This is a genomic window from Rubrivirga litoralis, from assembly GCF_031846415.1.
Classification (GTDB): Bacteria; Bacteroidota; Rhodothermia; order Rhodothermales; family Rubricoccaceae; genus Rubrivirga; species Rubrivirga litoralis.
Genome location: NZ_JAVRHT010000001.1, coordinates 146,423 through 172,099, shown reverse-complemented (window position 1 = coordinate 172,099; position 25,677 = coordinate 146,423). Strand labels below are relative to the sequence as shown.

General features: G+C 73.4%; 20 protein-coding genes. 10 read left to right on the top strand and 10 right to left on the bottom strand.

Annotated features, from left to right (window positions below; all coding sequences use genetic code 11):
- Window positions 1-96 precede the first annotated feature (96 nt).
- The 4 genes from RM540_RS00685 (at window position 97) to gloA2 (ending at window position 3,177) form a co-directional block, all read left to right on the top strand.
- Complete coding sequence (locus RM540_RS00685) at window positions 97-1,287, top strand: Gfo/Idh/MocA family protein (protein WP_311661233.1); 1,191 nt, start codon at window positions 97-99, stop codon at window positions 1,285-1,287.
- 82 nt (window positions 1,288-1,369) lie between these two features.
- Window positions 1,370-2,392 (top strand): sugar phosphate isomerase/epimerase family protein, encoded by a 1,023-nt coding sequence (locus tag RM540_RS00680; RefSeq protein WP_311661232.1) that lies wholly within the window; start codon window positions 1,370-1,372, stop codon window positions 2,390-2,392.
- 49 nt (window positions 2,393-2,441) lie between these two features.
- The gene (locus tag RM540_RS00675; protein WP_311661231.1) at window positions 2,442-2,771 is read left to right on the top strand and encodes a high-potential iron-sulfur protein; all 330 of its coding nucleotides are present in this window, start codon (window positions 2,442-2,444) and stop codon (window positions 2,769-2,771) included.
- Window positions 2,772-2,787: 16 nt separating this feature from the next.
- Window positions 2,788-3,177: an SMU1112c/YaeR family gloxylase I-like metalloprotein gene (gene gloA2 / locus RM540_RS00670; protein ID WP_311661230.1), complete on the top strand. Its 390-nt coding sequence runs from the start codon at window positions 2,788-2,790 to the stop codon at window positions 3,175-3,177.
- A 90-nt stretch (window positions 3,178-3,267) separates the two neighbouring features.
- Here gloA2 and RM540_RS00665 read toward each other — a convergent pair whose 3' ends face one another.
- From RM540_RS00665 to RM540_RS00650, 4 genes are all read right to left on the bottom strand, one after another.
- Complete coding sequence (locus RM540_RS00665) at window positions 3,268-3,762, bottom strand: nucleoside deaminase (RefSeq protein ID WP_311661229.1); 495 nt, start codon at window positions 3,760-3,762, stop codon at window positions 3,268-3,270.
- Between the two features lie 30 nt (window positions 3,763-3,792).
- Window positions 3,793-5,385: a GNAT family N-acetyltransferase gene (locus RM540_RS00660; RefSeq protein ID WP_311661228.1), complete on the bottom strand. Its 1,593-nt coding sequence runs from the start codon at window positions 5,383-5,385 to the stop codon at window positions 3,793-3,795.
- A 191-nt stretch (window positions 5,386-5,576) separates the two neighbouring features.
- Window positions 5,577-6,476, bottom strand: a complete 900-nt coding sequence (locus RM540_RS00655) for an alpha/beta fold hydrolase (protein ID WP_311661227.1) — start codon at window positions 6,474-6,476, stop codon at window positions 5,577-5,579.
- 138 nt (window positions 6,477-6,614) lie between these two features.
- Window positions 6,615-7,898, bottom strand: a complete 1,284-nt coding sequence (locus RM540_RS00650; RefSeq protein ID WP_311661226.1) for a cation:proton antiporter — start codon at window positions 7,896-7,898, stop codon at window positions 6,615-6,617.
- Between the two features lie 316 nt (window positions 7,899-8,214).
- Here RM540_RS00650 and RM540_RS00645 point away from each other — a divergent pair, with 316 nt between their 5' ends.
- Window positions 8,215-10,956, top strand: a complete 2,742-nt coding sequence (locus tag RM540_RS00645; RefSeq protein ID WP_311661225.1) for a choice-of-anchor Q domain-containing protein — start codon at window positions 8,215-8,217, stop codon at window positions 10,954-10,956.
- A gap of 78 nt (window positions 10,957-11,034) precedes the next feature.
- On the opposite strand, the gene RM540_RS00640 is transcribed toward RM540_RS00645, so the two are convergent.
- The 3 genes from RM540_RS00640 to RM540_RS00630 form a co-directional block, all read right to left on the bottom strand.
- The gene (locus RM540_RS00640) at window positions 11,035-11,622 is read right to left on the bottom strand and encodes an AAA family ATPase (protein ID WP_311661224.1); all 588 of its coding nucleotides are present in this window, start codon (window positions 11,620-11,622) and stop codon (window positions 11,035-11,037) included.
- Entirely contained in the window at window positions 11,600-12,175 is a 576-nt protein-coding gene (gene pnuC, locus RM540_RS00635; RefSeq protein ID WP_311661222.1) for a nicotinamide riboside transporter PnuC, read from the bottom strand. Before pnuC ends, RM540_RS00640 begins: the two co-directional genes overlap by 23 nt.
- A 136-nt stretch (window positions 12,176-12,311) precedes the next feature.
- The gene (locus RM540_RS00630) at window positions 12,312-15,068 is read right to left on the bottom strand and encodes a TonB-dependent receptor (RefSeq protein WP_311661220.1); all 2,757 of its coding nucleotides are present in this window, start codon (window positions 15,066-15,068) and stop codon (window positions 12,312-12,314) included.
- A gap of 406 nt (window positions 15,069-15,474) precedes the next feature.
- Between RM540_RS00630 and RM540_RS00625 the strand changes: the two genes are divergently transcribed.
- Together RM540_RS00625 and RM540_RS00620 are read left to right on the top strand one after the other, a co-directional pair.
- Complete coding sequence (locus RM540_RS00625; RefSeq protein ID WP_311661219.1) at window positions 15,475-15,717, top strand: UPF0175 family protein; 243 nt, start codon at window positions 15,475-15,477, stop codon at window positions 15,715-15,717.
- Window positions 15,717-16,169, top strand: a complete 453-nt coding sequence (locus RM540_RS00620; RefSeq protein WP_311661217.1) for a PIN domain-containing protein — start codon at window positions 15,717-15,719, stop codon at window positions 16,167-16,169. The genes RM540_RS00625 and RM540_RS00620 overlap by 1 nt, the downstream gene beginning before the upstream one ends.
- Window positions 16,170-16,327: 158 nt before the next feature.
- Here RM540_RS00620 and RM540_RS00615 read toward each other — a convergent pair whose 3' ends face one another.
- Window positions 16,328-17,623 (bottom strand): adenosylhomocysteinase, encoded by a 1,296-nt coding sequence (locus tag RM540_RS00615; protein ID WP_311661215.1) that lies wholly within the window; start codon window positions 17,621-17,623, stop codon window positions 16,328-16,330.
- Between the two features lie 222 nt (window positions 17,624-17,845).
- Window positions 17,846-19,048: a methionine adenosyltransferase gene (gene metK, locus RM540_RS00610; RefSeq protein ID WP_311661213.1), complete on the bottom strand. Its 1,203-nt coding sequence runs from the start codon at window positions 19,046-19,048 to the stop codon at window positions 17,846-17,848.
- A gap of 218 nt (window positions 19,049-19,266) precedes the next feature.
- Between metK and RM540_RS00605 the strand changes: the two genes are divergently transcribed.
- The gene (locus RM540_RS00605; protein ID WP_311661212.1) at window positions 19,267-19,512 is read left to right on the top strand and encodes an acyl carrier protein; all 246 of its coding nucleotides are present in this window, start codon (window positions 19,267-19,269) and stop codon (window positions 19,510-19,512) included.
- Window positions 19,513-19,617: 105 nt separating this feature from the next.
- On the top strand, window positions 19,618-20,877 hold the full coding sequence (fabF, locus tag RM540_RS00600) for a beta-ketoacyl-ACP synthase II (RefSeq protein WP_311661210.1): 1,260 nt from the start codon (window positions 19,618-19,620) through the stop codon (window positions 20,875-20,877).
- Between the two features lie 250 nt (window positions 20,878-21,127).
- Here fabF and RM540_RS00595 read toward each other — a convergent pair whose 3' ends face one another.
- A complete protein-coding gene (locus RM540_RS00595; protein ID WP_311661208.1) occupies window positions 21,128-23,248 on the bottom strand; it encodes an ATP-binding protein in 2,121 nt (706 codons plus the stop codon).
- Window positions 23,249-23,391: 143 nt separating this feature from the next.
- Here RM540_RS00595 and RM540_RS00590 point away from each other — a divergent pair, with 143 nt between their 5' ends.
- Window positions 23,392-25,656 carry a DUF4331 family protein gene (locus RM540_RS00590; RefSeq protein WP_311661206.1) on the top strand — a complete coding sequence of 755 codons (2,265 nt, stop codon included), beginning with the start codon at window positions 23,392-23,394 and terminating at the stop codon, window positions 25,654-25,656.
- Window positions 25,657-25,677: the final 21 nt, after the last annotated feature.

Here is a 25,677-nt window from a genome sequence, read left to right as displayed (position 1 = left end):
TGCCGTCTGCATCTTGCCCCGCCCCGCCCCCGACCGCTCTGGGCGGGGCGGACGCGCTGACCGACCGATCCACCGATTCACTGACCCACTGACCCCGTGTCTCGTTCTCGTCCCCTCCGCATCGGTATGGTCGGCGGCGGCCCCGGCGCCTTTATCGGCGACGTCCACCGCCGGGCGATCCGGCTCGACGGCCTCGCCACGCTCGTCGCCGGCGTGTTCTCCTCGGACCCTCAGAAGTCGAAGGCGCACGCGGCCGAGTTGGGCGTCGAGCGGGCGTATGGGTCGTACGAGGAGATGGCCGAGGCCGAGGCCGCCCGCGACGACGGCATCGACGTGGTCTCGATCGTGACGCCGAACTGGCTCCACGCGCCGGTCGCCCACGCCTTCATCGCGCGCGGCATCTCGGTGATCTGCGACAAGCCGATGACGACGACGCTGGCCGACGCCGAGGCGCTCGTCCGGGCCGTCCGAGAGGCGGGCGTCGTGTTCGCGCTCACGCACAACTACACGGGCTACCCGCTCGTGAAGCAGGCCCGCGCGCTCGTCGCCGACGGCGTGATCGGCGAGGTCCGCAAGGTGGTCGCCGAGTACAGCCAGGGCTGGCTGGCGACGGCCGTCGAGCGCGAGGGCTCGAAGCAGGCCGCGTGGCGGACGGACCCCGAGAAGGCCGGGGCCGGCGCGCTGGGCGACATCGGGAGCCATGCCGAGAACCTGGCCGCCTACGTGACTGGGCTCCGCCTCGACCGGCTCTGCGCCGACGTCCGCACGTTCGTGCCGGGGCGCGCCATCGACGACGACGCCAACGTGCTCCTGCGATACGAGGGCGGGGCGGCTCAGCAGGGCGGGGCGCAGACCGCCGGGGCGGGCGGCGTCCTCCACTGCTCGCAGATCGCGGCCGGCGTCGAGAACGACCTCCGCCTCCGCGTGTCCGGCACCGAGGGCACGCTGATCTGGCGCCAGGAGGAGCCCAACGCGCTCCGGCTGCTCCCCCGTGAGGGCCAGGAGCGCGTCTACCGCCGCGGCCACGACGACCTCGCCCCGGCGGCCCGCCACGCGACGCGGCTGCCTCCGGGCCACCCCGAGGCGTTTTTCGAGGCGTTCGCCAACGTCTACGCCAACGCCCTCCGCACGATCGCCGCCCGCCGCGACGGCCGCGAGCCCGACCCGCTCGACCTCGACTTCCCGACGGTCGAGGACGGCGCGCGCGGCGTCCACTTTATCCAGACCGCGCTCGAGAGCGGCCGCCGCGAGGCCTGGGTCGACGCGAGCTACACGCCGCCCGCCTAGTCCCGCCCCGCCCGCCGCCCCGCCAGCAGATTGGGGCGGGGTGGCCGTCTGCCCCCGCCCCGCCCGTTTCCCACGCCCCGCCATGCCCCGCCCCGTCACCCTCTTTACCGGCCAGTGGGCCGACATGCCGATCGCCGAACTCGCGCCGAAGGCGGCGTCGTGGGGCTACGACGGCCTCGAACTGGCGACCTGGGGAGACCACCTCGACGTGGGCCGCGTGCTCGACGAGGACGGCTACGCCGAGCGCCAGATGGCGCTCCTGGAGGAGAACGGGCTGGGCGTGTGGGCCATCTCGTGCCACCTCGTCGGGCAGGCCGTCGCGGACGCCATCATCGACGGGCGCCACAAGGCCATCGTGCCCGCCCACGTCTGGGGCGACGGCGACGCGGAGGGCGTCCGGCAGCGGGCGGCGGCCGAGGTGGTCCGCACGGCCGAAGCGGCGGCGGCGCTCGGGCTCGACGTCGTGACCGGCTTTACGGGCTCGCCCATCTGGCACCTGTTCTACTCGTGGCCGCCGAACCTCCCCGAGGACGTCGAGGCCGGCTTCCAGGAGACGGCCCGCCGATGGACGCCCGTCCTCGACCGCTTCCAGGAGCTCGGCGTCCGGTTCGCGCTCGAAGTCCACCCGTCGGAGATCGCGTTCGACGGGCCGAGCTGGGAGCGCGCGCTCGACGCCTTCGGCGGGCACCCCGCCTTCGGGATCAACTTCGACCCCAGCCACTTCGGCTACCAGAACGCCGACTACGTCCGGTTCCTCCGCGACCACGCCGACCGCGTGTTCCACGTCCATATGAAGGACGTCTGGTGGAGCAGCGTGCGGACCGAGGCCGGCATCCTCGGCGGCCACACCGAGTTCGGCGACGCCCGGCGGAGCTGGGACTTCCGCAGCCTCGGGCGGGGCAAGATCGACTTCGAGGCCATCGTCCGCGAGCTGAACCGCGTGGGCTACGACGGCCCGCTCTCGGTCGAGTGGGAGGACGCTGGGATGGACCGCGAGCACGGCGCGGCCGAGGCCGCCGCGTTCGTCCGCCGCGTCGACTTCCCGCCGTCGGACGTCGTGTTCGACGCCCAGTTCGCGAAGGCCAGCGAGGCGGGCACCCCGTAGCCGCCGCGGGGTACACCCCGCCTCCTCCCCCACTCCGCTCACGCCGACCATGTCCGACGCCGTCTCCCGCCGCCGCTTTCTCACCGCCACCGCCGGCGCCTTCGCCCTCAGCCCGGTCCTCGCCGCCTGCGGCGGGGGCGACGAGGGCGGGGTGGTCGCCGCCAACTGCGAGGGCTACGGCGCCCTCACGGCGGCGGAGCTCCAGCAGCGGGCGGCGCTGAACTACGTCGACGTGACGCCGATCCCGGGCGAGATGTGCAGCAACTGCGCGTTCTACGAGGCCCCCGCGGGCGGGGCGGCGTGCGGCGGCTGCCAGCTGTTCGCCGGCCCGGTGGCGCCGGGCGGCTACTGCACCGGGTGGGCCGCCGCCACCGCCTGAGCCACCCCGCCCCGCCATGCGCCTGCTCGGAGTCCACCACGTCGCCGTCATCGCGTCCGACTACGCCCGGTCGCGGCGGTTCTACACCGAGACGCTCGGGCTCCCCGTGCTCGCCGAGACGTACCGGGCCGCGCGCGGCTCGCACAAGCTGGACCTGGGGCTCCCCGACGGCACACAGATCGAGCTGTTCACCTTCCCCGGCGCGCCGCCCCGCCCGTCGCGGCCCGAAGCGCAGGGGCTGCGGCACCTCGCGTTCGCGGTCGACGACCTGGACGCGGCGGTCGCCCACCTGGAGGCGGACGGCGTCGAGGTCGAGGCCGTCCGCCGAGACGAGGGGACGGGCCGGCGGTTCACGTTTTTCGCCGACCCCGACGGGCTCCCGCTCGAGCTCTACGAAGTGCCGTAGGCCGTGGGCGGGGCGGCATGCGACCACCCCGCCCGAGCGGTGGCGACCGCCCCGCCCAATGCAGCCCAGGTCGGGCGGGGCGGGGCGGCCTCAGCCGCCCTCGTAGGACCGCCGGTGGAGCTCGCGGACCTCGTCCTCGAACTCGGGCACCGGCCCCACGACCTCGACGTCGGGGGCCACGTCCCCGATCGGGAGCAGGCGCAGGGGCGGGGCGGGCGCCCCGAACGCCTCCAGCCACTCCGCGAGCTGCGCGGCCGAGGTTGCGTAGACGATCCGCCCCAGCCCGACCCACGCGTGCGCGGCCGAGCACATCGGGCAGTGCTCGCCCGAGGTGTAGACGGTGGCCGCCGCCCGGTCGTTGGAGTCCACCTCGTCGGCGGCCCAGCGTGCGAGCGCGAACTCGGGGTGGCGCGTCGCGTCGCCCGAGCCCACGCGGTTGCGGGCCTCAGCGAGCACCTCGCCGGAGGCGCTGACGAGGACGGAGCCGAACGGCTCGTCGCCGTGGGCCAGGGCGTCGGCCGCCAGCTCCACGCAGCGGCGGAGGTGGACGCGGTCGGCGTCGGTCAGCGAGGGCGGGGCGGGCATCGGGACGGTGGGTTGGAGCGGGCGGGGCGGCTAGCCCGTCTGCACGTGGTCGGTGCGGACGGGGTCGGGCATCGGGGGCGGGACGGTCGGCGTCTTCTCGACGATCTCGTAGAGGTCAGCCCGGCGGTCGGTCCAGGGGCGGACGGTCCCGACGAGGCGATTCCGGCGCGTGAGTTCGAGGTCGACGTCGGCGATGACCAAAGCCTCGACGTTCGGCTCGCACTCGGCGGCCACGCCGTCGCGCGCGAACGGGAAGTCGGACGGCGTGAAGACGCCGCTCTGGGCGTAGTTGACGTCCATGTTGTCGACGTCGGGGATGAGGCCGGTCACGCCGGCCGTCACCACGTACATCTGGTTCTCGATGGCCCGGGCCTGCGCGCACAGCCGCACGCGGAGGTAGCCCTGGCGGTTGTCGGTGCAGAACGGGACGAACAGGATCTGGGCGCCCTTGGCCGCCGCGATCCGCGCGACCTCGGGGAACTCGACGTCGTAGCAGATCGAGATGGCCACGCGCCCGCGGTCGGTGTCGAACACGCGGACGCCCGACCCCGGCCGGACGCCCCACCAGCGGCGCTCGTTGGGCGTCACGTGGAGCTTCTCCTGCTTCTCGATGGACCCGTCGCGGCGGAACAGGTAGGCCACGTTGTAGACGCCGTCGTCCTCCTCGGCATACGTGCTCCCGCCGATCACGTTGACGTTGTACTTCAGCGCGAGGTCGTGGAACAGGTCGAGGTAGTCCGGCGCGAGCGCGGCCAGCTGGCGGACGGCCGCGCCGCGCCGCGCGCGCGGGAGGTACGAGAGGAGCTGGAGCGTAAAGATCTCCGGGAAGAGGACGAAGTCGGCTCGGTAGCCGGCCGCGGCGTCGACGAAGAACTCGACCTGGCGCGCGAAGTCGTCGAACGACTCGATCGTGCGGACTGGGTACTGGACGGCGGCCACGCGGACCGGGAACGTGCTCCGCGTGCGCTCGGCGGGGTCGGGCGCGTAGTGGAGGTTGACCCACTCCATCATCACGCCGTAGCCCTCGGACTCGGCGTCGTCCGGGAGGTAACCTGGGACGACGCGCTTGATGGCGAAGCCGTTGGCGAGCTGGAACGTGAGGACGGGCTCGACGAGGTCGCGGGCCTGAACGCGCTCGACGTACTCCTGCGCCGTCATCTCGCCGGAGACGCGGTGGTAACCGGGGAGCCGGCCGCCGATCACGATCCGCTTGAGGTTGAGGCGCCGGACGAGCGCCTTCCGCTCCTCGTAGAGCCGGCGCCCGATGCGCATCCCGCGGTACGCCGGGTCGACGACGACCTCGATGCCGTAGAGCGAGTCGCCGTCGGGGTCGTGGTTCTCGGCCAGGTCGTCACCGGCGACGTCGTCGTAGACGTGGCCCGCGCCGTACTCGTCGACGTCGACGACGAGGCTGAACGACGAGGCCACGAGCCGGCCGTCGACCTCGACGCCGAGCTGGCCCTCGGGGAACGCGGCGACGATCTCGGCAAGCTCCTCGGGCGTCCACGTGGTCATGCCGGGGAAGGCGACGTCGTGGAGGCGGACGATGGCCTCGTGGTCGGCCGGCGTGAGGGGGCGGACGCGGAGCGTCGTCTGGAAGTCGTCGAGGTCGATCTCGGGCACGGGCGAGCGCGGGGGCGGGGTGGGGAGCCCGTTGAACCGCCCCGCCCCTCCCGTGTGCCGCGGGCGGGGTGGAGCGCGGGAGGAGACGGAGGTCCGCCCCGCCCGTCGCGGCGCCACCCGCCCACCGGGCGGCAACCCCGCCCGCCGGTTGTGCTCGGGGCGGGGCGGCGGCAACGGGACCGCCCCGCCCGCTACGCGCCGACCGTTTCGAGCCAGGCGAGGTAGGCGGCCGCCGTCCCCTCGGGGTCCTCCAGCATGGGGACGTGGCCGAGGCCGGGCATGACGTGGGCGCGGGCGTTGGGCATGGCCGCGGCGATCGTGGCGGCCCCCGACGGGTGGAGCACGCGGTCCGCCCCGCCCCACGTCACGAGCGTGGGCACGTCGAGGCCGGCCAGGAGCTCCTCGGTCGTCGGGCCGTCGCGGAGCTCGTCGGCGAGCGCGTCGAACAGGCGGCGGTAGCGGTCGTAGTGGAGGGCGCCCTCGGCGGCGAGCACGCGGAGGGCGGGGCGGGGGAGGTCGGGCGGCTCGGACATGGTGAACGCGACGACGTCGGCGTACTCATCGGGCGTCCGCGAAAAGAGCGGGGGCGGCTCGCCGGCCTCGGTCCGCTCGATCATCTCGCTGAGCGCCTCGCCGCGCGCGCCGGCCGGGTCGATGAGCCAGAGCGTCCGCACGGCGTCGGGGTGGGCCGCGGCGAGCTCGGCCGCCACGCGGCCGCCCATCGACGAGCCGGCCAGGTGGAACGGCCCCAGCTCCAGCGTCTCGGCCAGCTCGTAGACGGCCGCGGTCAGGCCCGCGAGCGACGTGTCGGCGTCGTGCTCGCTCTCGCCGTAGCCCGGGAGGTCGGGGACCACGATCCGGAACCGCCCGCCCAGCCGCTCGGCGAGCGGCGGCCAGTGGTCCTTCGACGCGCCGATGCCGTGGACGAGCACGAGCGGCGCGCCCGCCCCGCCCGAGTCCAGGTACACCACGTCGAGGCCGGACGGCAGCCGCGCCTCGCGGCGCGAGAGGCCGGCCCGGCGCCGGGCGAGCGCCCGCGCGCGGCGGACGGCGTAGGCGACGGGGTCGAGCTTTCGGAGCAGGTCGAGCATCGGGCGGGGTGGGAAGACGAGGCGGGCAGACGAGGCGGGGAGGAGACGAGGCGGGGAGGAGCCGTCCGTTCCGGTGCGCGCGGGCGGGGTGGCGGGGCCTCGCGGGGCCGCCCCGCCCGCACGTCGCCCGCCCCGCCCTCAGAGGCGGACCTCCGCGCTGCGCTCGCTCTCCGGGACGGCCTTCGCGTCGTGGCGGTCGAGCCAACGCATGATGGGCTGGGCCGTCATGCCGTGGAGGACGATGGAGGCCAGGATCGTGAACGAGGCCGTCGCCCAGAGCACGTCGGCGCCCTCGAACGTGGCGTGCGTCTGGCCGTAGGCGAGGTAGTAGAGCGTGCCCATCCCGCGGACGCCGAGGAACGCGACCGCCCCCCGCCCCGCCCACGGGAGCGCCGACCGGAACATCCCGGCCATGCCCGCCAGCGGGCGGACGACGAGGAGCACGGCGAGCCCCAGGGCCGCGGCCGGCACGGTGAGGGCGTCGAGGACGCCACTGGCCAGGAGCCCCCCGAACCCGAGCAGCATCGCGATGAGCACCACGCGCTCGACCTGGTCCGCAAAGTGGTGCGAGGCCGCGTGGTACTCGCTGTCGGCCTCGCGCTGGCGGGCCGCGACGGCGCCCACGAACACGGCCAGGAATCCGTAGCCGGCGACGATCTCGGCGAGCCCGTAGGCCGCCAGGAGCGTCCCCATCACCACGAGCCCCTCGTTCGTGTCGTCGTCGGTGTCGTCGCCGGTCTCCTCCGACTGCTCGAACACGTACCACCCGCCGACCCGCCCGACGGCGAACCCGACGGCGACGCCGGCCGCGACCCGCCACAGGAGGTCGACGGCCGCCCACTCGGCCAGCCACGGGCCGAGCCCGGTCGCGCCGGCCGCCGCGATGGCGAGGTAGGTGAACGGGAAGGCGAGCCCGTCGTTGGCGCCGGCCTCGACGGTCAGGTCGAACCGGACGTCGTCGCGCTCGCTCTCGCCCGGCGGCCCGACCTGGACGTTCCGCGCCAGCACCGGGTCGGTCGGGCTGAGCGCGGCGCCGAGCAGGATGGCCGAGGCCGGGGCTAGCCCGAGCCCCCACCACCCCGCCACGGCCACGGCCGCGACCGACAGCGGCATCGTCACCGCGAGGAGCGGCCACACCTGCCCCCACGCCGGGACCGAGAACCGCCGGTCAATGGCGAGCCCGGCCCCCACGAGCGACACGATCACGATAAACTCCGTCAGCACCTCGGCCGCGAACGTGTGGGACTCGTTCCCGACCGGGTCGAGCACGGGGAGCCCGAGCGGGAGCGAGAACAGGATCCACCCGAGCGCGACGTACACCATCGGCAGCGAGATGGGGACCCGCCGCAGCGGCCGTTCGAGCGCGGCGGCCCCCCAGAGGCCGAGGCCGAGGGCCGTAATAGCGAGGATGCGGGGCGTCACGGGCGGGGTGGGTCTGGAAAGCGCCCCAGAGGCGAGGCAGCGGGCACAGACGCCGCGCCGTCGTCGGGGGTCCGCGGGCGGGGCGGCCCACCCCGCCCCGCCCATGTCGTTCGGCGCCCTCCGGCGGGGCGGCCGCGGTGTTCGTGAGGGCGGCCGAACGGGGATCCAGAAAAGCGCGTGCGCCTGTCCAGGGAGCAGAGGGCTCGCGGGGGAAACCCTGAATCAAGCGTTTGCGGTCGCGATACCTTTCCCTCATCTCTACTCTGTTTGCACGCATCCGCCCGCACGGGGCGACGGCTCCCTCCCTCCCCACGTTATGACTCCGTTTGCTTCTCCCCCAGCGGGCGCCCCTCGGCGCGCCCGCCGCCCCGCGCTCTCCCTCCTGACGAGCCTCGCTCTGGGCGGCGTGCTCGCGCTCGGTCCGGCGGCCCACGCTGAGGACGCCCGCCCCGCCCAGGCGTCGATCGTCGTCACCACGGGCGAGGACGAGGACAACGCCGACGGCGACTGCTCACTCCGCGAGGCGGTCCGCGCGGCCAACACGAACGCGGCCGTCGATGGCTGCGCGGCCGGCTCCGCCGACGGCGACCGGATCACGTTCTCCGAGGGTTACGAGATCGGGCTCCAGCTCGGCCAGATCGAGATCACCGACGACGTCGAGATCGACGCCTCGGGCGTCGGCCAGGTCACGGTCGACGCGAACCGCTCCAGCCGGATCTTCCGCGTCGACGCCACGGGCGTGGCGTTCACGGACCTCGTGCTCCGGAACGGGAGCGCAGACGAGGGCGGGGCGGTCCGTCTCGAAGCCGGGAGCGAGGCCACGTTCACGAACGGCGGCGTCTTCGGCAGCGTGGCCGACACGAACGGCGGTGGCATCTACGTCGCCGAGAACGCGTCGCTCACGATCACGTCGTCCGACGACCGCGAGGCGCGGCTCAGCGGGAACACGGCCTTCGGCGGCGACGCCGGAATGGGCGGCGGCGGCGTCTGGAGCGCCGGCTCGACCACGATCTCGGACGGCGTCGTCATCGAGGGGAACGGGGCCGTCGGGTCCTCGGGCTCCGGCGGCGGCGTGCTCAACAGCGGCGGCACGCTCACGGTCACCCGGGCGACGATCACGAACAACCGGGCCAACCGGGCCGGCGGCGGCATCGAGGACTTCGGCGACGACGACGGCGACACCGACGTCACGCTCACCGAGACGACGCTGGCCGGCAACCGGATCGTGGACGCCAACCCCGGCAACGGCGGCGGCCTCCACTCGGGCGGCGGCGACGTGGTCGTCTCGAGCTCGGTGGTCACGGGCAACGCGGCCGTCGAGGGCGGCGGCCTGTGGACGAGCGGCACGCTCTCGCTCAGCGAGACCCGGGTGGCCGGCAACACGGGCTACGGCGACGCGGCCGACAACGGCGGCGGCGGCGTCTACAACGAGGGCGGCACGGTCGACGCCTCGGACTCCGTCATCGAGGGGAACCGGGCGGTCGGCGAGTCCGGCTCCGGCGGCGGCCTCTTGAGCACGGGCGGGGCGGTCACGGTCGAGGGCGGTTTTGTCCGGGGCAACCAAGCCAACCGGGCCGGCGGCGGCATCGAGCTCGCCGGCGGGACGCTCTCGCTCTCGACGGTCTCGGTCCGCGACAACCGGATCGAGGACGCCAACCCCGGCAACGGCGGCGGCCTCCACGTGGGCGGGTCGGGCTCGGCGACGGTCTCGCGGAGCACGTTCGCAGGCAACGAGGCCGTCCAGGGCGGCGGGCTGTGGATCAGCGGCCCCGGCGCGCTCGACCTCGACAACTCGACGGTCAGCGGGAACCGGGCGCAGGCGCTCGGCGGCGGCGTCTACGACGACAGCGGCGCCGACATCATGCTCCGCAGCGTGACCGTGGCCAACAACTCGGCCGGCACCGACGGCGGCGGCCTCGCCCAGGGCTCGGTCGCCGACCTCCGCACGTTCTCGCTCCAGAACACGCTGGTCGGCAACAACTCGGCCGACGGGCAGGGCGACGACTGCTTCGGGACCTTCCAGTGGAACGGGTTCAACCTGATCGAAGACACGAGCGGCTGCACGCTCATGGGCGACACAGAGACGAACGTGGCGGGCGAAGACCCGCGGCTCGGCCCGCTCGCCGACAACGGCGGCCCGACCCAGACGCACGCGCTCCTGGAGGACAGCCCGGCCCTCGGCGCCGGCCAGTCAACGTTCGACGTGGACCAGCGGGGCGAGCCCCGCGACAACGACGACGACATCGGCGCGTTCGAGTCGGGCGACGACGGGAATGGCGGCGGCGGCGACATGGTCGCGTGCACGACCGACGCCCCGCTGTCCTTCGACGTCGACGGCGACGGCTCAGGCGTCATGGCCGACGACTTCGACGCGGACGGCGACGACCCCGCGTTCGGCGAGTTCGCCGGCGTCCGCAACGAGGCGGGCGAGGACTCGGTCGACCTCTCGACGTGCTCGTTCGTGACGTTCAACCCGTTCTCCGAGACCGTGATCTACTCGGCCGTCACGGACGGCTCAGTCGACGCCGGCGAGGTGTACACGCTCGCGACGATGGGCGGCGACCAGTCGCTCCCGTCCGACGTGCTCTTCGACGGCCCGGGCGCCTTCGCGCTCGTAACGGGCACGGCCTCGGACGGCGACCCGCTCCGCTCCGTGCTCGACCGCGTGGTCGCCGCCGTCGTCTACGGCCGCGACGGCGAGGTGGTCGGCTCGGTCGGGGGCGGCTCGACGGAGGCCGAGATGCAGGCGTTCCTGAGCGCGTTCGGCGGCCAGGCCACGTCGGCCGAGGGGACGGGCGAGGTCGACCTGTCGGTGGTCGCGTGGCCGAACCCGACGGCGGGCCAGGCGACCGTCGCCTTTGGGCTCGCCGAGGGCGGGGCGGCGCGCGTGGCCGTCTACGACGCGCTCGGCCGCGAGGTCGTGGTCGCCGCCGACCGCTCGTTCGCCCAGGGTCGCCACGAGGTGCCCCTGGGGGCCTCGCTCCCGGCCGGCGTCTACATCGTCCGCGTCGCGACAGAGGGCGGGGTTCAGACGGCCCGGCTGACCGTCGCCCGCTAGCGCGACCGGACCACCCCGCCCCGCGTCCGTGGCGGGGTGGCAGTCCTTCAGAAACGACGCGACACTCTCGGTTTGCAGTCAGCGGCCGGTGCCTCCAGGGCGCCGGCCGCTCGGCGTTGGGGCCGCCTGCGTGGGCGGGGCGGCCCCGATGGCGCGGAGGGCCGCCTCGACGCGCGCCTCGACCGCCCCGCCCACCGCGCGGTACGGGATGCCGCGGACGGCGAGGTCGTTGCGGACGGCCCCGTCCATGAACCGCCGCGCGTCCTCGGACGCGCGCCAGCCGTCGGCCTCGAACGGGACGTCGGGGTCGCACACGAGCACGTGCGCGTAGCGGGCGCGGCAGCGGTCGGCCGCCGCGCGGACCTCGGGCGGGCATGCCCGGTGGAAAACGTAGGCGTAGTACTGCGTCGTGAGCGCGTTCGTGTCGACGACGACGAACCGCCGCGCCCGCCGCAGGGCCTCCTCCTCCAGCGCGAGGTGGCGCCGCACGATCTCGACGTAGTCGGCCAGCGGGAGGTCGCCGCCCCGCTCCTCCCAGAGCGTCCGCCCGGCCTCCTCGACGTAGGGCTCGGCGAGGCGCTCGGCGAGCGCCCGCGCGAGCGTGGTCTTCCCGGTCGACTCGGCGCCGAGGACGACGACCAGCTCAGGCGAGGGCGGGGCGGGCATCGGCGTAGGTCCGCCGCCACGCGACGAGTCCCTGGACGGAGAGGACGAGGAGGACGACGTAGACGGCCGACGTGAGGAGGAGCCCCTTGGCCGCGTAGACCGCTACGGCGACGACGTCGACCGCGATCCAGATCGGCCAGTGGTCGAGCTTCCGCCGCATCATGAGGAGCTGCGCGACCACGCTCCCGCCCAGGATGAACGAGTCGGCGTAGGGGAGCGCGGCGTTGGTGAACCGGCCGAAGAGCGTGCCCGCGGCCAGCGTGCCCACGACGACCGCGAGCACCGCCCCGCCCCGCCCGCGCGCGCTGAGCGCGGTGATGGGGAGCTCGCCGCCGCCCGCCCCGCCCCAGAGCCACGCGCGCCACCCGACGACGGCCGTCCCAAAAAAGAACGCCTGGAGGACGACGTCGGCGTAGAGCCGCGCCCCGTAGAACATCACGCCGTAGAGCACGACGCCGATCATGGCCGTCCACCACGTGTGGACGCTGTTCCGCCGGGCGAGGTACACCGACGCCAGGACGAACACGTTGCCGGCGACTTCGAGCGCGGTCATGCCCCCAAGCTACCGCCCCGCCCGACGGTCCGGGCGGGCAACGCTCAGCGGGCGGGGCGGCCCAGGGCGGGGCGGCCCAGGGCGGGGCGGCCCAGGGCGGGGCGGCCCAGGGCGGGGCGGCCCAGGGCGGGGCGGCTCAGGGCGTGTAGCGGAGCCCGACGTACAGGATCCGCTCGTTGACGGCCGCGCCGTAGGCCGTCAGGTTCTGGCTGCCCGTCAGGTTCGTGCCGCCGGCCAGGACCGTCACGCCGAACGACGGGAGCCCGTACGAGGCCTGCGCGTCGAGCGTGACGTGGCTCTCGATGACGCCCTCGGCGAACGGCATCTCGAACAGGTAGTCGTCGACCCAGCGGAGGTTGGCGCCGTAGCCCAGCGCCTCGGTGATCTGCCCGCTGGCGCCGACGTTGAACTTGTGCTCGGGCGTGTTGAACCCGAGGATGAGGTCGTCGACCTCCTCGATGTCGGCCCAGGCGTAGTTGCCGGCGAGCACGAGCGCGGTGTCGAACGCGTACTCGAGCCCGAGTTGGACGCCTTGCGATGTCACGGACTGGTCGGCGTTGAGCCACGTTTGGATCGCCCGCGTCCGGTTGGCGAATCCCGCGTCGCTCGGGGCGGGCGGGGCGGCGAACTCGCGGGCGTCGGGGGCGCCGCCGGACTCGCGGCCGAGGAACCGGCGGGTCCCGATAAAGTCGTCGTAGACGCTCCGGTAGTAGCTGACGTCGGCGAACAGCTTGCCGCCGAGGATCCCCTTGTAGCCCACCTCGAACGAGGTCATCCGCTCGAGCCGGAGCGGGTCGATGGTGCCGGTCGGCTGCCCGAACTCGGTCGGGTTGAGCGAGGCCGTCTCGAACCCGGCCGCCGTGTTGCCGACGAGCAGCAGCCGCCCGACATCGAGGTAGATGAACTGGTCGAGCTGGGCCGGCTGCCGGAACGCCTGCGAAAAGCTCGCCCGGACGTTGTGCCGGCGCTCGACGCCGAACGAGTACACGCCCGAGACGCGGGGCGAGAACCGGGCGTCGAAGTTGCGGAACCCGTCGACGCGGCCGACCGCCGAGAGCTTGAGCGCGTCGTCGAGAAAGGCCCGCTGGAGCTGGAGGTAGCCGCCGTACTCGTCGTTGGCGATCCCGTCTCGGACGTCGCGGACGCCGGCGGCCGGGTCCGAGAGCGGCGAGTTGGGGCCGTCGGCGTAGAGCGTCCCGTTCGAGCGCAGCCGCGTCAGGCGCACGCTCCCGCCGACGGCCGCGTCCAGCTCGCCGGGCAGGGCGAAGCGGTACTGGGCGTCGGTGTGGTAGATCTGACCGTCGCTCTCGAAGCGGGGGCTCTGGCCGGGCGTCGTCGAGGCGAGCGTGGCGTCGCGGATGGTCTCGAAGCGCGCGTCCCCGATCGTCGGGTAGATCCCCGCCGTCGCGGCGGCCGCGGCGACGTAGGCGTCCTCGACCGAGGCGCCTGTCAGGCGCGCCTGGGCAAAGGCGCCGGCGTAGGTCTGCGCGTAGGCCGTCGCGTAGTTGCGCCCGGCCGGGTCCGCTGTGCCGTCGGGGCGGACGTAGGGCTGGAGGTTCATGAACGAGCCCAGGAAGCCCAGGTCGTACGTGTCGCCCTGCTCCGAGTCGATCACGTAGGCCCGCGCCGTCCACGCCTCGCCCTCGGCCGTGAGCGCGGCGGTCGAGCCGCCGATGCCGTCGAATGCGTAGCGGTTCGAGCTCTGGTAGATCCCGTTGCCGCTGCCGGTGCGGAGCGCGAGCGTGGCCTTGACGGCGTCGGTGACGAGGTAGGAGGCCGTCGCGGCGAACCGGAGCGAGCGCGCACGGTAGTCGGTCAGCACGAGGTCGCTCTCGGTAAAGCCCGGCGTGAACACGGCGCCCTCCAGCCCCAGCTGCCCGAGCGTCGTGCCCGCGGCGTTGATGACCGTGGCGGGCGTGAGCGCGACGGCCTCGCCGTAGCGGTTGACGACGTCGGCGCCGCGGGGGTCGAGCGGGGAGCGCACCGAGCCGTCGGGCTCGAAGTTGTCGGCGATCGTGGTGAGCGTCGAGAAGTTGGTCGCGACAAAGTCGTCGGCCTCGAAGAACGACCCGACCAGCTTGTACGCGAAGCGGTCGCTGACCTTCTGGGCGAACCGGCCCTGGAACTCGACCATCCCGCGGCCGCCGGTGCGGACCTGGGCCGACGGCCCGGTGTGGAGGAACGGGCTGAGCGTCTGGAACTGGACGACGCCGTTGAACGCGTTCGCGCCGTAGAGCGCGGAGTTGGCGCCGTAGACGATCTCGACGCCCTCGATGTCGATCTCCGGCACGCCGGTCAGGTTGCCGGCGTAGAGCGAGAGCACGGGGTCCAGAAAGTCGACGCCGTCGACGAGCTGGATGACGCGCTCGGCCTTGGCGCTGTTGAACCCGCGCGTCGAGATCGACGAGATGAGCATGGACGACCGGCTCACGTCGACGCCCTTGAGCCGGTCCATGCTCGTGATGATCTCGGTCGAGGGCATCCGAGCGAGCGCGGCCGCCCCGACCCGCTCGATCGTGACCGGCGCCTCGAGGATGGTCTCCTCCTGGCGCGAGGCCGAGACGACGACGTCGCCGCCGGAGAGCACCTGGGGCTGGAGCGTCACCTGGAGGCCGTCGGTCGGCCCGTCGACCGTCACGCGCTGGGTCTCGTAGCCGGTGTACGAGACGCGGAGGACGCGCGCGCCCTCGCTAAAGTCGACGTCGAGCGCGAACCGGCCGTCGGCGTCGGTGGCCCGCCCGGTGAACGTGCCGTCGACGACGACGTTGGCGCCGGGGACGGGGCCGAAGTCGACCGTGCTCACCACGCCCGAGACGTTCTGCGCGACGACGGGCGGGGCGGACGCGGCGGCGAGTGCGAGGAGGGCGCCGTAGGCGGCGTAGCGACGGATCATGGGCGGGGTGGTGGATGATTCCGAACGGGTTACGGCCTTCATCAAATACCAACGAAAGCGCTTCCCGTCAACTCGCCCACCCGTTTCCGCCCCGCCCGAGCGCCGTCGTCTCCCGGGAGCCGGTCAGGCCGCCCCGCTCCCGCCGTGTCGGAGCGGAGGCTGCAAAGGCTCAGGCTCGGAACCCTTTCGGGTTAGGTGCGGAGTTCTGAGTATGAGGTACGGCCCGATCCCACCTCCGCGCGCGTACTCCGTACCGAGTCCCCTGTACGTCGCTCTAGAGCGCGGGCGGGGCGGCAGCCGACGGGCGTTGACGAGGACGGCCGCGCTCTCGCCGCCCCGCCCACGCGGGCGGGGCGGCACGGCGGGGTGGGGGCCGTACGTTCTCTCCAATCCCGCCCCGCCCGCCATGCCGAGCATCGACCTGCCCCCGTCCGTCGACGAAGCCAAAGCGCGCCTCCTGCTCGCGGTCGCGCTGTTCCAGGAGGGGGAGGTGTCCGTGGGGCAGGGCGCGGAGATCGCCGGCCTGAGCTACCGGGCCTTTGCCGACGCGCTCATGGACCGGGGCGTCCCGCTCACGACCTACACGGAGGAGATGCTGGAGGAGGACTTCGCGTTCGCTCGGGAGTTCTCCCGCGCCCGCGGCCATTGATGGACCTCGTTGTCACGGATACGACTCCGCTGATCGCTTTGGACCGCGTCGGTCACCTCTACCTGCTGCCTGCTCTCTTCGACGTTGTCGCCCCGCCGACCGTCGTCTCTGAATTCGGGCGGCGACCGCCATGGCTCCGCGAACGCCCGGTGCCGGATCCGTCTCGCGTCACAGCCCTCCTCGAAACGCTCGACCGTGGAGAGGCCGAGGCGATCGCGCTAGCGGAGAGCCTTCCCAATGCGCGGTTGCTCATCGACGAGCGGAAGGGGCGGCGCGTTGCCACCTCGTTAAACCTGCGTGTCACGGGAACGGCCGGCGTGCTTCTCGCCGCCAAAGGCGCCAACCTCGTCCCGCACGTGCGCCCTTTGTTCGACGCGCTCGTCGATGACCGCGGGCTCCACTTGTCGACCGCCTTACGGTTGGCAACCCTCCGTGAGGCCGGCGAGGCGTAGGCCTCCCCGCCCGCCCCGGGGCGGGGTGGCCAAACAGGCGCGCGCCCACCCCGCGAGAAACGGAGTGGGCGCGCTTTCTGGGCGGCCGTGGCGGCGGCCATCCCAGTCGGGTCCGCCCCGCCCCCGCGCGTCGTGCGCCGCGGGCGGGGCGGGGTGGCTCAGGTGCCGGCCGAGTAGTCGGTCGCGTAAGTGACCTGCTCGTCGGTCAGCTCGTCGATCTGCATCCCCATCGTCTCCAGCTTCACACGGGCGATCTGCTGGTCGAGCTCCTCGGGGAGGTCGAGGACCGTGTTCTCCATGTCCTCGCCGGCCTCGTGGGCGCGGATAAGGGCGAGGTGGGCCTGGAACTGGTTGGCGAAGCTCATGTCCATGACTTCGGACGGGTGGCCCTCGGCGGCGGCCAGGTTCACGAGGCGGCCGTCGGCCAGGACGTAGACCTTTTTGCCGTTGTCGAGCGTGTACTCGCGGTTATCCTCGCGAATCACGCGCGTGTCCTGCGACGCCTCGGCGAGCTCCTTCAGGTTGAGTTCGACGTCGTAGTGGCCCGTGTTGCACACGATCGCGCCCTCCTTCATCGAGACGAAGTGCTCGCCGCGGATGATGTCCTTCATGCCCGTCGCGGTCACGAAGATGTCGCCCACCTTGGCGGCCTCCTCCATCGTCATCACGCGCATGCCGTCGAGCGTGGCCTTGAGGGCCGCCGTCGGCTTGACCTCGGTGACGATGACGTTGGCGCCCATGCCCTTGGCGCGCATGGCCACGCCACGGCCGCAGTGGCCGTAGCCGGCGACGACGAAGTTCTTGCCGGCGATGAGGACCGACGAGGCGCGCAGGATGCCGTCGAGCGTCGACTGGCCGGTCCCGTAGACGTTGTCGAAGTCCCACTTGGTCTCGGCGTCGTTGACGGCGTAGACCGGGTAGCCCAGCTTGCCGTCGTCGGCCATCGCGCGGAGGCGGTGGACGCCCGTCGTGGTCTCCTCCGACCCGCCGACGATGTCGTCGAGCTTGTCCGGGTGGGCGCTGTGGACGCGGAAGATGAGGTCGGCCCCGTCGTCGAGCGTCGTGTGCGGCGTCTTATCGATCGTCCGGTCGATGCACCAGTAGAAGGCCTCGGTGTCCTGGCCGTACCAGGCGTAGATCTCGACGCCGTCGCCGTCGCCGTTCGGGCCGAGCGCGAGCGCGGCCGAGACCTCGTCGTTGGTCGAGAGCGGGTTGCACCCGGACCACGCGACCTCGGCCCCGCACGCCTTGAGAGTCTCGATAAGGACCGCCGTCTCCTTGGTCACGTGGAGGCAGCCGGTGATCTTGTAGCCGTCGAACGGCTTCGACTGGCTGTACTCGTCGCGGAGCCGCATGAGGACCGGCATCCGGCTCTCGGCCCACTCGATCCGCTTGCGGCCGGCCTCGGCGAGGCTGAGGTCCTTGACTTTGTAACGTCCTTCTTTGTGGTCCATCAGTCGGAGAGGCTGGGCCGGCCGCGCCGGCGGGGTTTCAGTCGGGAGCGAAAGCTACGGCGGTCCGGCACGCGGCCGTTTTAAGTCTCGAAACAGTTTGCGCACGCCGCCCCGCCCGGCCGCTCACCGCCCCGCCCGCGTGGGCGGGGTGGTTGATAGCAGACGCGCCGTGGCCGCAACATCTTCCGCCCCGCCCCGCCCCGCCCCGCTCGGGCGGGGCGGCTAGGCGGCCTGCGCCGCCTCCTGGAACGCGCCTACGAGGTCCAGGCGCTCCCACGGGAACGCGTCGCGGCCAAAGTGGCCGTAGGCCGCCGTGTCGCGGTAGCGCGGGCGCTCGCCGTTGGCGGCCAAGAGCCCCAGCCGGTCGATGATGGCGCGCGGGCGGAGGTCGACCGTCTCGGTCACGATCTCGGCCAGGCGCGCGTCAGTGATCCCGTCGCGGGCGGTCCCGTTGGTCTCGACGCGGATCGACACCGGGTCGGCGAGGCCGATGGCGTAGGCGACCTGGACGAGGGCCTCGTCGGCGAGGCCGGCGGCGACGAGATTCTTGGCGACGTGGCGGGCGGCGTAGGCCGCGCTCCGGTCGACCTTCGAGGGGTCCTTGCCGGAGAATGCCCCGCCCCCGTGGGCGCCCTTCCCGCCGTAGGTGTCGACGATGATCTTGCGGCCGGTCAGCCCGGTGTCGCCGTGCGGTCCGCCGATGATGAACGTGCCCGTCGGGTTGACGTGGAGGACGAGGCCGTCGTCGACGAGAGCCTCGGGGAGCACGGCGGGCAGGACGTGCTCGCGGACATCGGCCTCGATCTGGGCGAGCGGCGTGTCGGCGTGCTGCGTCGAGATCACGACCGTGTGGACGCGCTTCACGGTCCGGCCGTCGTCCTCGTACTCGACCGTCACCTGGCTTTTGGCGTCGGGCCGGAGGTACGGCATGACGTCGGCGTCGGGGCCGTCGGTCGCCTTGCGGATCTCGGCGAGCCGGCGGACGAGCCGGTGCGAGAGCACGAGCGCGAGCGGCATGAGCGTGGCCTCGTCCTCGCGCGTGGCGTAGCCGAACATCATGCCCTGGTCGCCGGCGCCCTGGTCCTTGTCCAGCCCGGCCCCCTCGTCGACGCCCTGCGCGATGTCGGGCGACTGGTCGTGGATGGTGACCAGGACGCCGCACGAGCGGGCGTCGAACTGCAACGCGGGGTCGGTGTAGCCGATCTCCTCGATCGTCCGGCGGACGACCTCCTGGACGTCGACGTAGGTGTCGCTCGTGACCTCGCCCGAGACGACCACGAGGCCCGTCGTGCACAGCGTCTCGATGGCGCACCGGCTGGCGACGTCGCCGGCGAGGAACGCGTCGAGGAGCGCGTCGGAGACCTGGTCGGCGACCTTGTCGGGGTGCCCTTCGGAGACGGACTCGGAGGTGAACAGCGGCGCCATGCGGGGCGGGGTGGGGGGAGGCCAGCGGGGAGCGCCCAAGATAGAGACGCGGCCGCCCCGCCCGCGCCGGCCCCGCCCGCGCCGCCCCAGGGTGCGGGCGGGGCGGCGCGTGCCGTGGCGGGCCACCCCCATCGGCCGTAGCTTAGCGGCCGCCCCGGCACGCCCGCCGGGCCACAAGCCTGCCCCTCTGGGCGCCCCCTCACCCACCCCGCCCCCACATGGCCGACGAGACAACGGAACAGCGCATCAAGGCGATCATCGTCGAGAAGCTCGGCGTCGACGAAGGCGACGTCTCCCGCGACGCCTCGTTCACGAACGACCTCGGCGCCGACTCGCTCGACACCGTCGAGCTCATCATGGAGTTCGAGAAGGAGTTCGACATGACGATCCCCGACGAGGACGCCGAGCAGATCGCGACCGTCGGCGACGCCGTCGACTACGTCGAGACAAACAAGGCCGCCTAAGGCCCCCCGGCCGCCGCCCCGCCCCGGCCCGATGGGCGCCCCCGAGCGGGGCGGCACCGTCGGGCCGCGTTCGTGACCGGCCACCCCGCCCCGCCCCCCGACCGCATGCCCACGCAGGACCGCCGCGTCGTCGTGACCGGCCTCGGCGCGCTCACGCCCATCGGCAACACCGTCCCCGCGTTCTGGGAGGCGATGATGGCCGGTCGGAGCGGGGCGGCGCCGATCACGCACTTCGACGCCTCCGCCTACCCGACCACGTTCGCGGCCGAGATCAAGGACTTCGACCCCGAGGACTTCCTCGACCGCAAGGAGGCCCGCCGGCTCGACCCGTTCGCCCAGTTCGCGATCGTCGCCGCCGACGAGGCGCTCGCCGACGCCGGCCTGAACCCCGCGGAGTTCTCCGAGGAGGAGCGCGCGCAGACGGGCGTCGTTATGGGCTCCGGGATCGGGGGCATGAAGCTGTTCCAGGACCAGACGGTGGTCTACGCCGAGCACGGGCCGCGCCGGCTGAGCCCGTTCTTCGTGCCCATGATGATCATCGACATGGCGCCCGGGCTCATCTCGATTCGCCACGGGCTCCACGGGCCGAACTACGCGACGGTCTCGGCGTGCGCGACGTCGAACAACGCGATCGCCGACGCCACGATGCTCATCCGCAGCGGGCTCGCCGACACCATCATCGCCGGCGGCACCGACGCCTCGATCACCGAGATCGGGCTGGGCGGGTTCGGCAACATGAAGGCGCTCTCGACCCGGAACGACGACCCCCAGGCGGCCAGCCGCCCGTTCGACGCCGAGCGCGACGGGTTCGTCATGGGCGAGGGGGCCGGCGCGCTCGTCCTCGAGGAGTACGAGCACGCCCGCGCCCGCGGCGCCCACGTCTACGCCGAGGTCGTGGGCATGGGCATGAGCGCCGACGCCTACCACATCTCGGCGCCCCACCCCGAGGGGCTCGGCGCGCGGCTGGCCATGCAGCAGGCGCTGAAGACGGCCGGCATCGGGCCGGACGACGTCGACTACCTCAACATGCACGGCACGTCGACGCCGCTCGGCGACGCGGCCGAGACGAAGGCGATCAAGGCCGTCTTCGGCGAGCACGCCTACACTATGAACCTGTCGTCGACGAAGTCGATGACGGGCCACCTCCTGGGCGCCGCCGGCGCCGTCGAAGCCATCGCCGCCATCCTCGCCATCGAGCGCGGCCGGATCCCGCCGACCATCAACTTCGAGACGCCGGACCCCGAGTGCGACCTGAACTACACGTTCAACGAGCCCCAGGAGCGGACCGTCGACGTGGCGCTCTCGAACGCGTTCGGGTTCGGCGGCCACAACACGTGCATCGTGTTCAAGAAGGTGGAGGCGTAGGGCTGGGGGACGGGCAGAGACCGGCCGCCCCGCCCTCACCTCGGGCGGGGCGGAGGGAGGGGAGAAACGAGTGGGCGGGGCCACCCCGCGAGGGGCCACTCTGCCCACGTCGCAGGCACGCCACGCCCGCGTGCCGGTCGGGTGTGGAGACCGCCCCGCCCCCAGTCGCCCTCTGTGCGAGCGGGGCGGGCGCGCCGGTCGGTGCCGCTTGGCCGGCGCCCTCTGCCCGTCCCCCCCGCCTCGCTCCGTCCTACCCGCCCGTCTCGCGGCGCCACAGGGCCTCCACCACGTGGTCCACGCCGCGGCCGAGGTGGCGGCGGAACGTGCTGAACGGGAGCCCGAGCCGCTCGGCCGCCGCCGCCTGCGTGGGCTCGGGGTCGAGGTAGGTCGCCTGGAGCGCGCGGAAGTAGGGGACGTCGCGGACGCCGGCGCGGAGCTCCTCGGCCGCCTCGCGCAGGAGCGCCCGCAGCGCCTCGACCTCGTCGCCGCCCCGCTCGCGGACGAGGCGCGACCGGAGGAGCGGGTTGTCGGCCAGCCGGTGGGGTCGGGCGTAGGCCTTCAGCGCGCGGCGGGCGGCGTCGGCGAAGTCGCCCTCGCTCAGCACCACGAGCGCATCCGCGGCGTCGAGCGCGGGCGGGGCGGGCGCCCGGTCCGGGGACTGCCCCGCAAGCCCGTCGAGCCACTCGGCCGGCGGCGAGGCCCGCCAGTCGCGCCCGAACACGGCGTACGCCCGCCCGCCGACGGCGAACGCGGCCTCGGGGTACGGGCGGAGCCCGGCGAACGCGAACACGGGCGCCCACAGGTTGGGGTCGGCCACGGCCAACAGCGAGACGGCGAGCCCGGGCGTCGAGAGGTAGCATTGGACGGTCCGCGCGAAGACCAGGCTCTGAACCGTCGAGACGCCTTGGTAGGCGTCGGCGTCCATCCACGACCGGAACAGGAGGGCGGTCTCGTCCGGCCGGAGCCGCCCCCCGACGGCCGCCCACGCCGGGCCGAGGGCGGGGTCCGAGGCGTCGCCGTCCGGCCCCGCCGGCCCGAGGCGGAGCGTGAGGAGGAACCCGGCGACCGCCCCGCCCCCGTCGCGGAACACCTCGACGGCCTCCGGCCGGCGCTCGGCCCACCTCCGGACGACGGCGGCCGAGGCCGCCCCCTCGTGCCGGGCCGCGAGCGCGGCGACGGCGTCGACGTCGCCCGGCGCGAGCGGGGTGGGACCCTCGACGCGGGCGCCGGCCCACGCCGCGAGGAGCCGCCCCATCAGCGGCCGGACGACCGGGTTGTCGCGGTAGAGGTGGACGTAGTCGGCCAGCGTCTCCCGCCGAGCGGCGTCCGAGGCCGGCCGCTGGAGGCGGCCCGAGTAGTGCCGCCGCGCCCGGCCGTGGAGCGCCGCGTAGCGGGCGGGGTCGCGCCACCGGAGGTCGGCCTCGACCGTCTCGCGGACGAGGTCGTGGAGGCGCACGCCGGCCGGCCCCGCCTCGACGAACGAGAGCCCGCGGAGCCACTCGAACGCCTCGTGCGCCTCGCCCGCCCCGCCCCCGCCCTCGCCCTCGCCCGCCCCGCCCCCGCCCGCCCCGCCCTCGCCCAGGAGGGCAGCCAGGAGCGGCTCCGAGACCGTCCGCACCACGGAGGAGCCCTCGACGGCCGCTCGGTGGGCCGGCGTCGGGACGTCGGCCATGAACCGGTCGAGCAGCGCGCGGACGACGGCCGGCTCGTGCGCGGCGTCGAACGCGGGCGGGGCGGCGTCCGGGCGCTCGCGGAACCGCTCGGCCACGAGCGCGAGCGCGAGCGGGTGCCCGTGCGTGAACGAGAGGACGCCCTCCCACGCCTCGCCCGGCACGCCGCGGCGGTCCAGGAACGCCTGGGCGTCGGAGACGCCGAGGTTACGGAGGGCGACCATGCGGACCGCCCCGCCCCACCCCACGCGCCACTCGGGGGCGGGGCGGTCGCGGCCCGCGAGCACGACGAGGACGCCGGCCGGCAGGCCGGGCACGAACGTGCGCTGGAACCACCCGTCGAGCGCCCCGAGCCGCTCGTACGTGTCGACGAGGAGCACGGAGCGCCCGCCGCCGAGCGGCGCCGCGGCCCGGGCCACGGCCGCGGGCTCCGGGTCGAGGTCGCGCCCGTCCACGCGCACCACGGGGACGGCGGCCTCGTCGCACAGCCGGGCCACCTCGTCCAGGAGCGCCGTCTTGCCGATCCCGCCCGGCCCCCACACGTGCGCGACGTGGAACGGGAGGCGGTCGGCACGGAGGGCCTCGGCGAAGGCGCCGAGCTCGGCGGCGCGCCCGACGAACTGCGCGTGGCGTGCCCGGTCGAGGTGGGCGCCGAGGGTGGTCGGGCGGGGCGGCGGCCCGTCCTTCGGAGCAGGGGGCATGGGGCCTAAGGGGTCGTCCTACATGTGCCTCGGGCCTCCTCCTACCCGAGTGATCACTTAGTGGGCACAATCTAGTCTTGTTCCTGGTGCCCGCATCCCCTTTACTTGGTCACATCCCGACCCCCTATCCTCCCCTTTTCCAAATGCGTTCACTGCGACCCCTTTTGGCCGGAGCGGCGGTGGCCGGCTTGGTCCTCACGGCCGGCCTCCTGGCCCCTCCCTACTCCGACGCCTCCAGCCACCGCGAGGCCCCGCTCATCGCCGACGACCCGCTCGCCGACAACACGGACGTCTACGCGTTCCGCGACCCGAACGACGACGGCAGCGTCATCCTCGTCGCTAACTACATCCCGCTCTCGCACCCCGACGGCGGCCCGAACTACAACCACTTCGGCGAGAACATCCGGTACGAGATCCACGTCAAGAACCAGACCTCGGCCGGCGCACTGGGCTCGGCGACCGACGACATCACCTACCGGTTCACGTTCACGCGCGTCAACGAGGACCCGTCGACGTTCTTCAACATCCGCCTCGGCAAGGAGAACCTCAACACGTCGTACACGCTCGAGAAGAGCACGGACGGCGGCCGCTCCTTCCAGACCATCATCCAGGACGGCTACACCCCGCCGGCCCACGTCGGCCCGCGCTCCATCGAGTCGGCGGTCGGCCTGGGCGAGGACTACCTCGACCTCGTCGAGGACGCCGTCATCAACGCCAGCGGCGGCGGCGGCGAGACCGTCTTCGTCGGCCCTCGCGACGACCCGTTCTTCGTCGACCTCGGCGGCGTGTTCGACCTGGGCCACATCCGCCAGCAGTTCGGCGAGAACGAGCGGAACGACGCCCTCGCCCGCGACGCCGTCGCCGGCTACAACGCGCACTCGCTCATCCTCCGCGTCCCGATCTCGACGCTCCAGAAGAACGGGATGGACGCTGACGACGTCGCAGACGACGCCTTCCTCGACCGCGACTACGTGATCGGCGTGTGGGCCTCGGCCTCGCGCACCCAGGTCCGCACGCTCGCCCGCGACGGCTCGGCCCCGACCGAGACCGGCCCCTACATCCAGGTCTCGCGCCTCGGGATGCCCCTCACCAACGAGGTCATCATCCCGATCGGTGAGAAGGACCGCTGGAACTACACGACGCCGTACAGCCGCGACGAGCAGGACTTCGCGGAGTACTTCTTCAACCCCGAGCTCGCGCTCTACATGGGGAACGGGATGTTCGGCGAGAACGTGCCGGGCCTGAGCGACGCCCTCACGGTCCAGCAGAACGCGTACCCCGCCCTCGACCTCAACGGCAACGGCACACCGGGCGAGGTGGGCGACGGCCTCGACTTCACGAACGGGGCCGACGGCGCCGCGGCCGTCCTCCCGCTCGTCACGAGCGGGGCGCTCGACGTCTCGGGCTCGGCCTTCTCGGTCATGACGCGCCCGGTCTCCGGGGGCAGCCCGACGGCCCTCCTGGCTCCGGGCGAGCCGCGCCGCGTGGACCTCTTCCCGATCTTCTACTTCGGCGTCCCGAACCTGCCGCCGTACCAGCTCGCGACGGGCAAGGGCGGCCTCGTGGCGGACACGGACAACGACGGCGCGCTCGAGTTCACCGAGGGGAAACCGTTCATCGAGACGTTCCTCCCCATCACGCAGACCCCTGACGGCGGGCTCTACGGCGGCGACATGCTCCGCTTGAACATGGCTGTGCCCACGACGGATCGGAGCTCGGCCGAGTTCAAGAGCTGGGCGCGCCTCGGCCTCGTCCGCGCTGCCGCGATCGGGCTCACGGTGCCCGCCTTCGGCACGGCCGCCCAGGAGTTCATCCCGCACCTCGACGGCTTCCCGAACGGGCGCCGCCTCGAGGACGACGTGACGACGATCGAGCTCCAGGCCGTCGCGGGCGTGGTGCTCGCGGCCGTCGGGCTCCCGGAGGACGACGCGACGGCCGGGGACTACTCGGACCTCGCCTCGCCGCAGCTCCTCCGTGAGCTGGCGTTCGTGGCCGGGCCGACGAAGAACGACATCCCGTTCCTCACTGAGTTCCCGTACGTCGCCACGCCGTTCGACGGGTATGAGTTCGTCCGCCGGCACCTCGCCGACGCGCCCGACGCAAACTTCTCGACGCCGACCGGGGTCGGGGTGGGCGTGCCCCAGGGGTTCATCCTGGAGCAGAACTACCCGAACCCGACCGCGGCCACGTCGGCGATCCAGTTCCACGTCGCCCGCGCCGGCGACGTCCGCCTGGACGTGTACGACGTGCGCGGCCGGCTCGTGGAGACGGTCTACGACCGCCCGACCGCGGTCGGGACGCACACGGTCGATTGGAACGCGGGCCGGCTCGCGTCGGGGACGTACCTCTACCGGCTCCAGATCGGCGGTGAGACGGTCGCGACGCGCCAGGCGACGGTCGTCCGCTAGCGGACGGCCGGTGCTCGCCTG

Coding starts and splice junctions, on each gene's coding strand:
- RM540_RS00595 (WP_311661208.1), bottom strand. CDS start 23,248: ATGCCCCCTGCTCCGAAGGACGGGCCGCCGCCCCGCCCGACCACCCTC.
- RM540_RS00665 (WP_311661229.1), bottom strand. CDS start 3,762: ATGCCCGCCCCGCCCTCGCTGACCGACGCCGACCGCGTCCACCTCCGC.
- RM540_RS00630 (WP_311661220.1), bottom strand. CDS start 15,068: ATGATCCGTCGCTACGCCGCCTACGGCGCCCTCCTCGCACTCGCCGCC.
- RM540_RS00615 (WP_311661215.1), bottom strand. CDS start 17,623: ATGGACCACAAAGAAGGACGTTACAAAGTCAAGGACCTCAGCCTCGCC.
- RM540_RS00620 (WP_311661217.1), top strand. CDS start 15,717: ATGGACCTCGTTGTCACGGATACGACTCCGCTGATCGCTTTGGACCGC.
- RM540_RS00625 (WP_311661219.1), top strand. CDS start 15,475: ATGCCGAGCATCGACCTGCCCCCGTCCGTCGACGAAGCCAAAGCGCGC.
- RM540_RS00590 (WP_311661206.1), top strand. CDS start 23,392: ATGCGTTCACTGCGACCCCTTTTGGCCGGAGCGGCGGTGGCCGGCTTG.
- fabF (WP_311661210.1), top strand. CDS start 19,618: ATGCCCACGCAGGACCGCCGCGTCGTCGTGACCGGCCTCGGCGCGCTC.
- RM540_RS00605 (WP_311661212.1), top strand. CDS start 19,267: ATGGCCGACGAGACAACGGAACAGCGCATCAAGGCGATCATCGTCGAG.
- pnuC (WP_311661222.1), bottom strand. CDS start 12,175: ATGACCGCGCTCGAAGTCGCCGGCAACGTGTTCGTCCTGGCGTCGGTG.
- RM540_RS00645 (WP_311661225.1), top strand. CDS start 8,215: ATGACTCCGTTTGCTTCTCCCCCAGCGGGCGCCCCTCGGCGCGCCCGC.
- gloA2 (WP_311661230.1), top strand. CDS start 2,788: ATGCGCCTGCTCGGAGTCCACCACGTCGCCGTCATCGCGTCCGACTAC.
- RM540_RS00680 (WP_311661232.1), top strand. CDS start 1,370: ATGCCCCGCCCCGTCACCCTCTTTACCGGCCAGTGGGCCGACATGCCG.
- RM540_RS00640 (WP_311661224.1), bottom strand. CDS start 11,622: ATGCCCGCCCCGCCCTCGCCTGAGCTGGTCGTCGTCCTCGGCGCCGAG.
- RM540_RS00655 (WP_311661227.1), bottom strand. CDS start 6,476: ATGCTCGACCTGCTCCGAAAGCTCGACCCCGTCGCCTACGCCGTCCGC.
- RM540_RS00675 (WP_311661231.1), top strand. CDS start 2,442: ATGTCCGACGCCGTCTCCCGCCGCCGCTTTCTCACCGCCACCGCCGGC.
- metK (WP_311661213.1), bottom strand. CDS start 19,048: ATGGCGCCGCTGTTCACCTCCGAGTCCGTCTCCGAAGGGCACCCCGAC.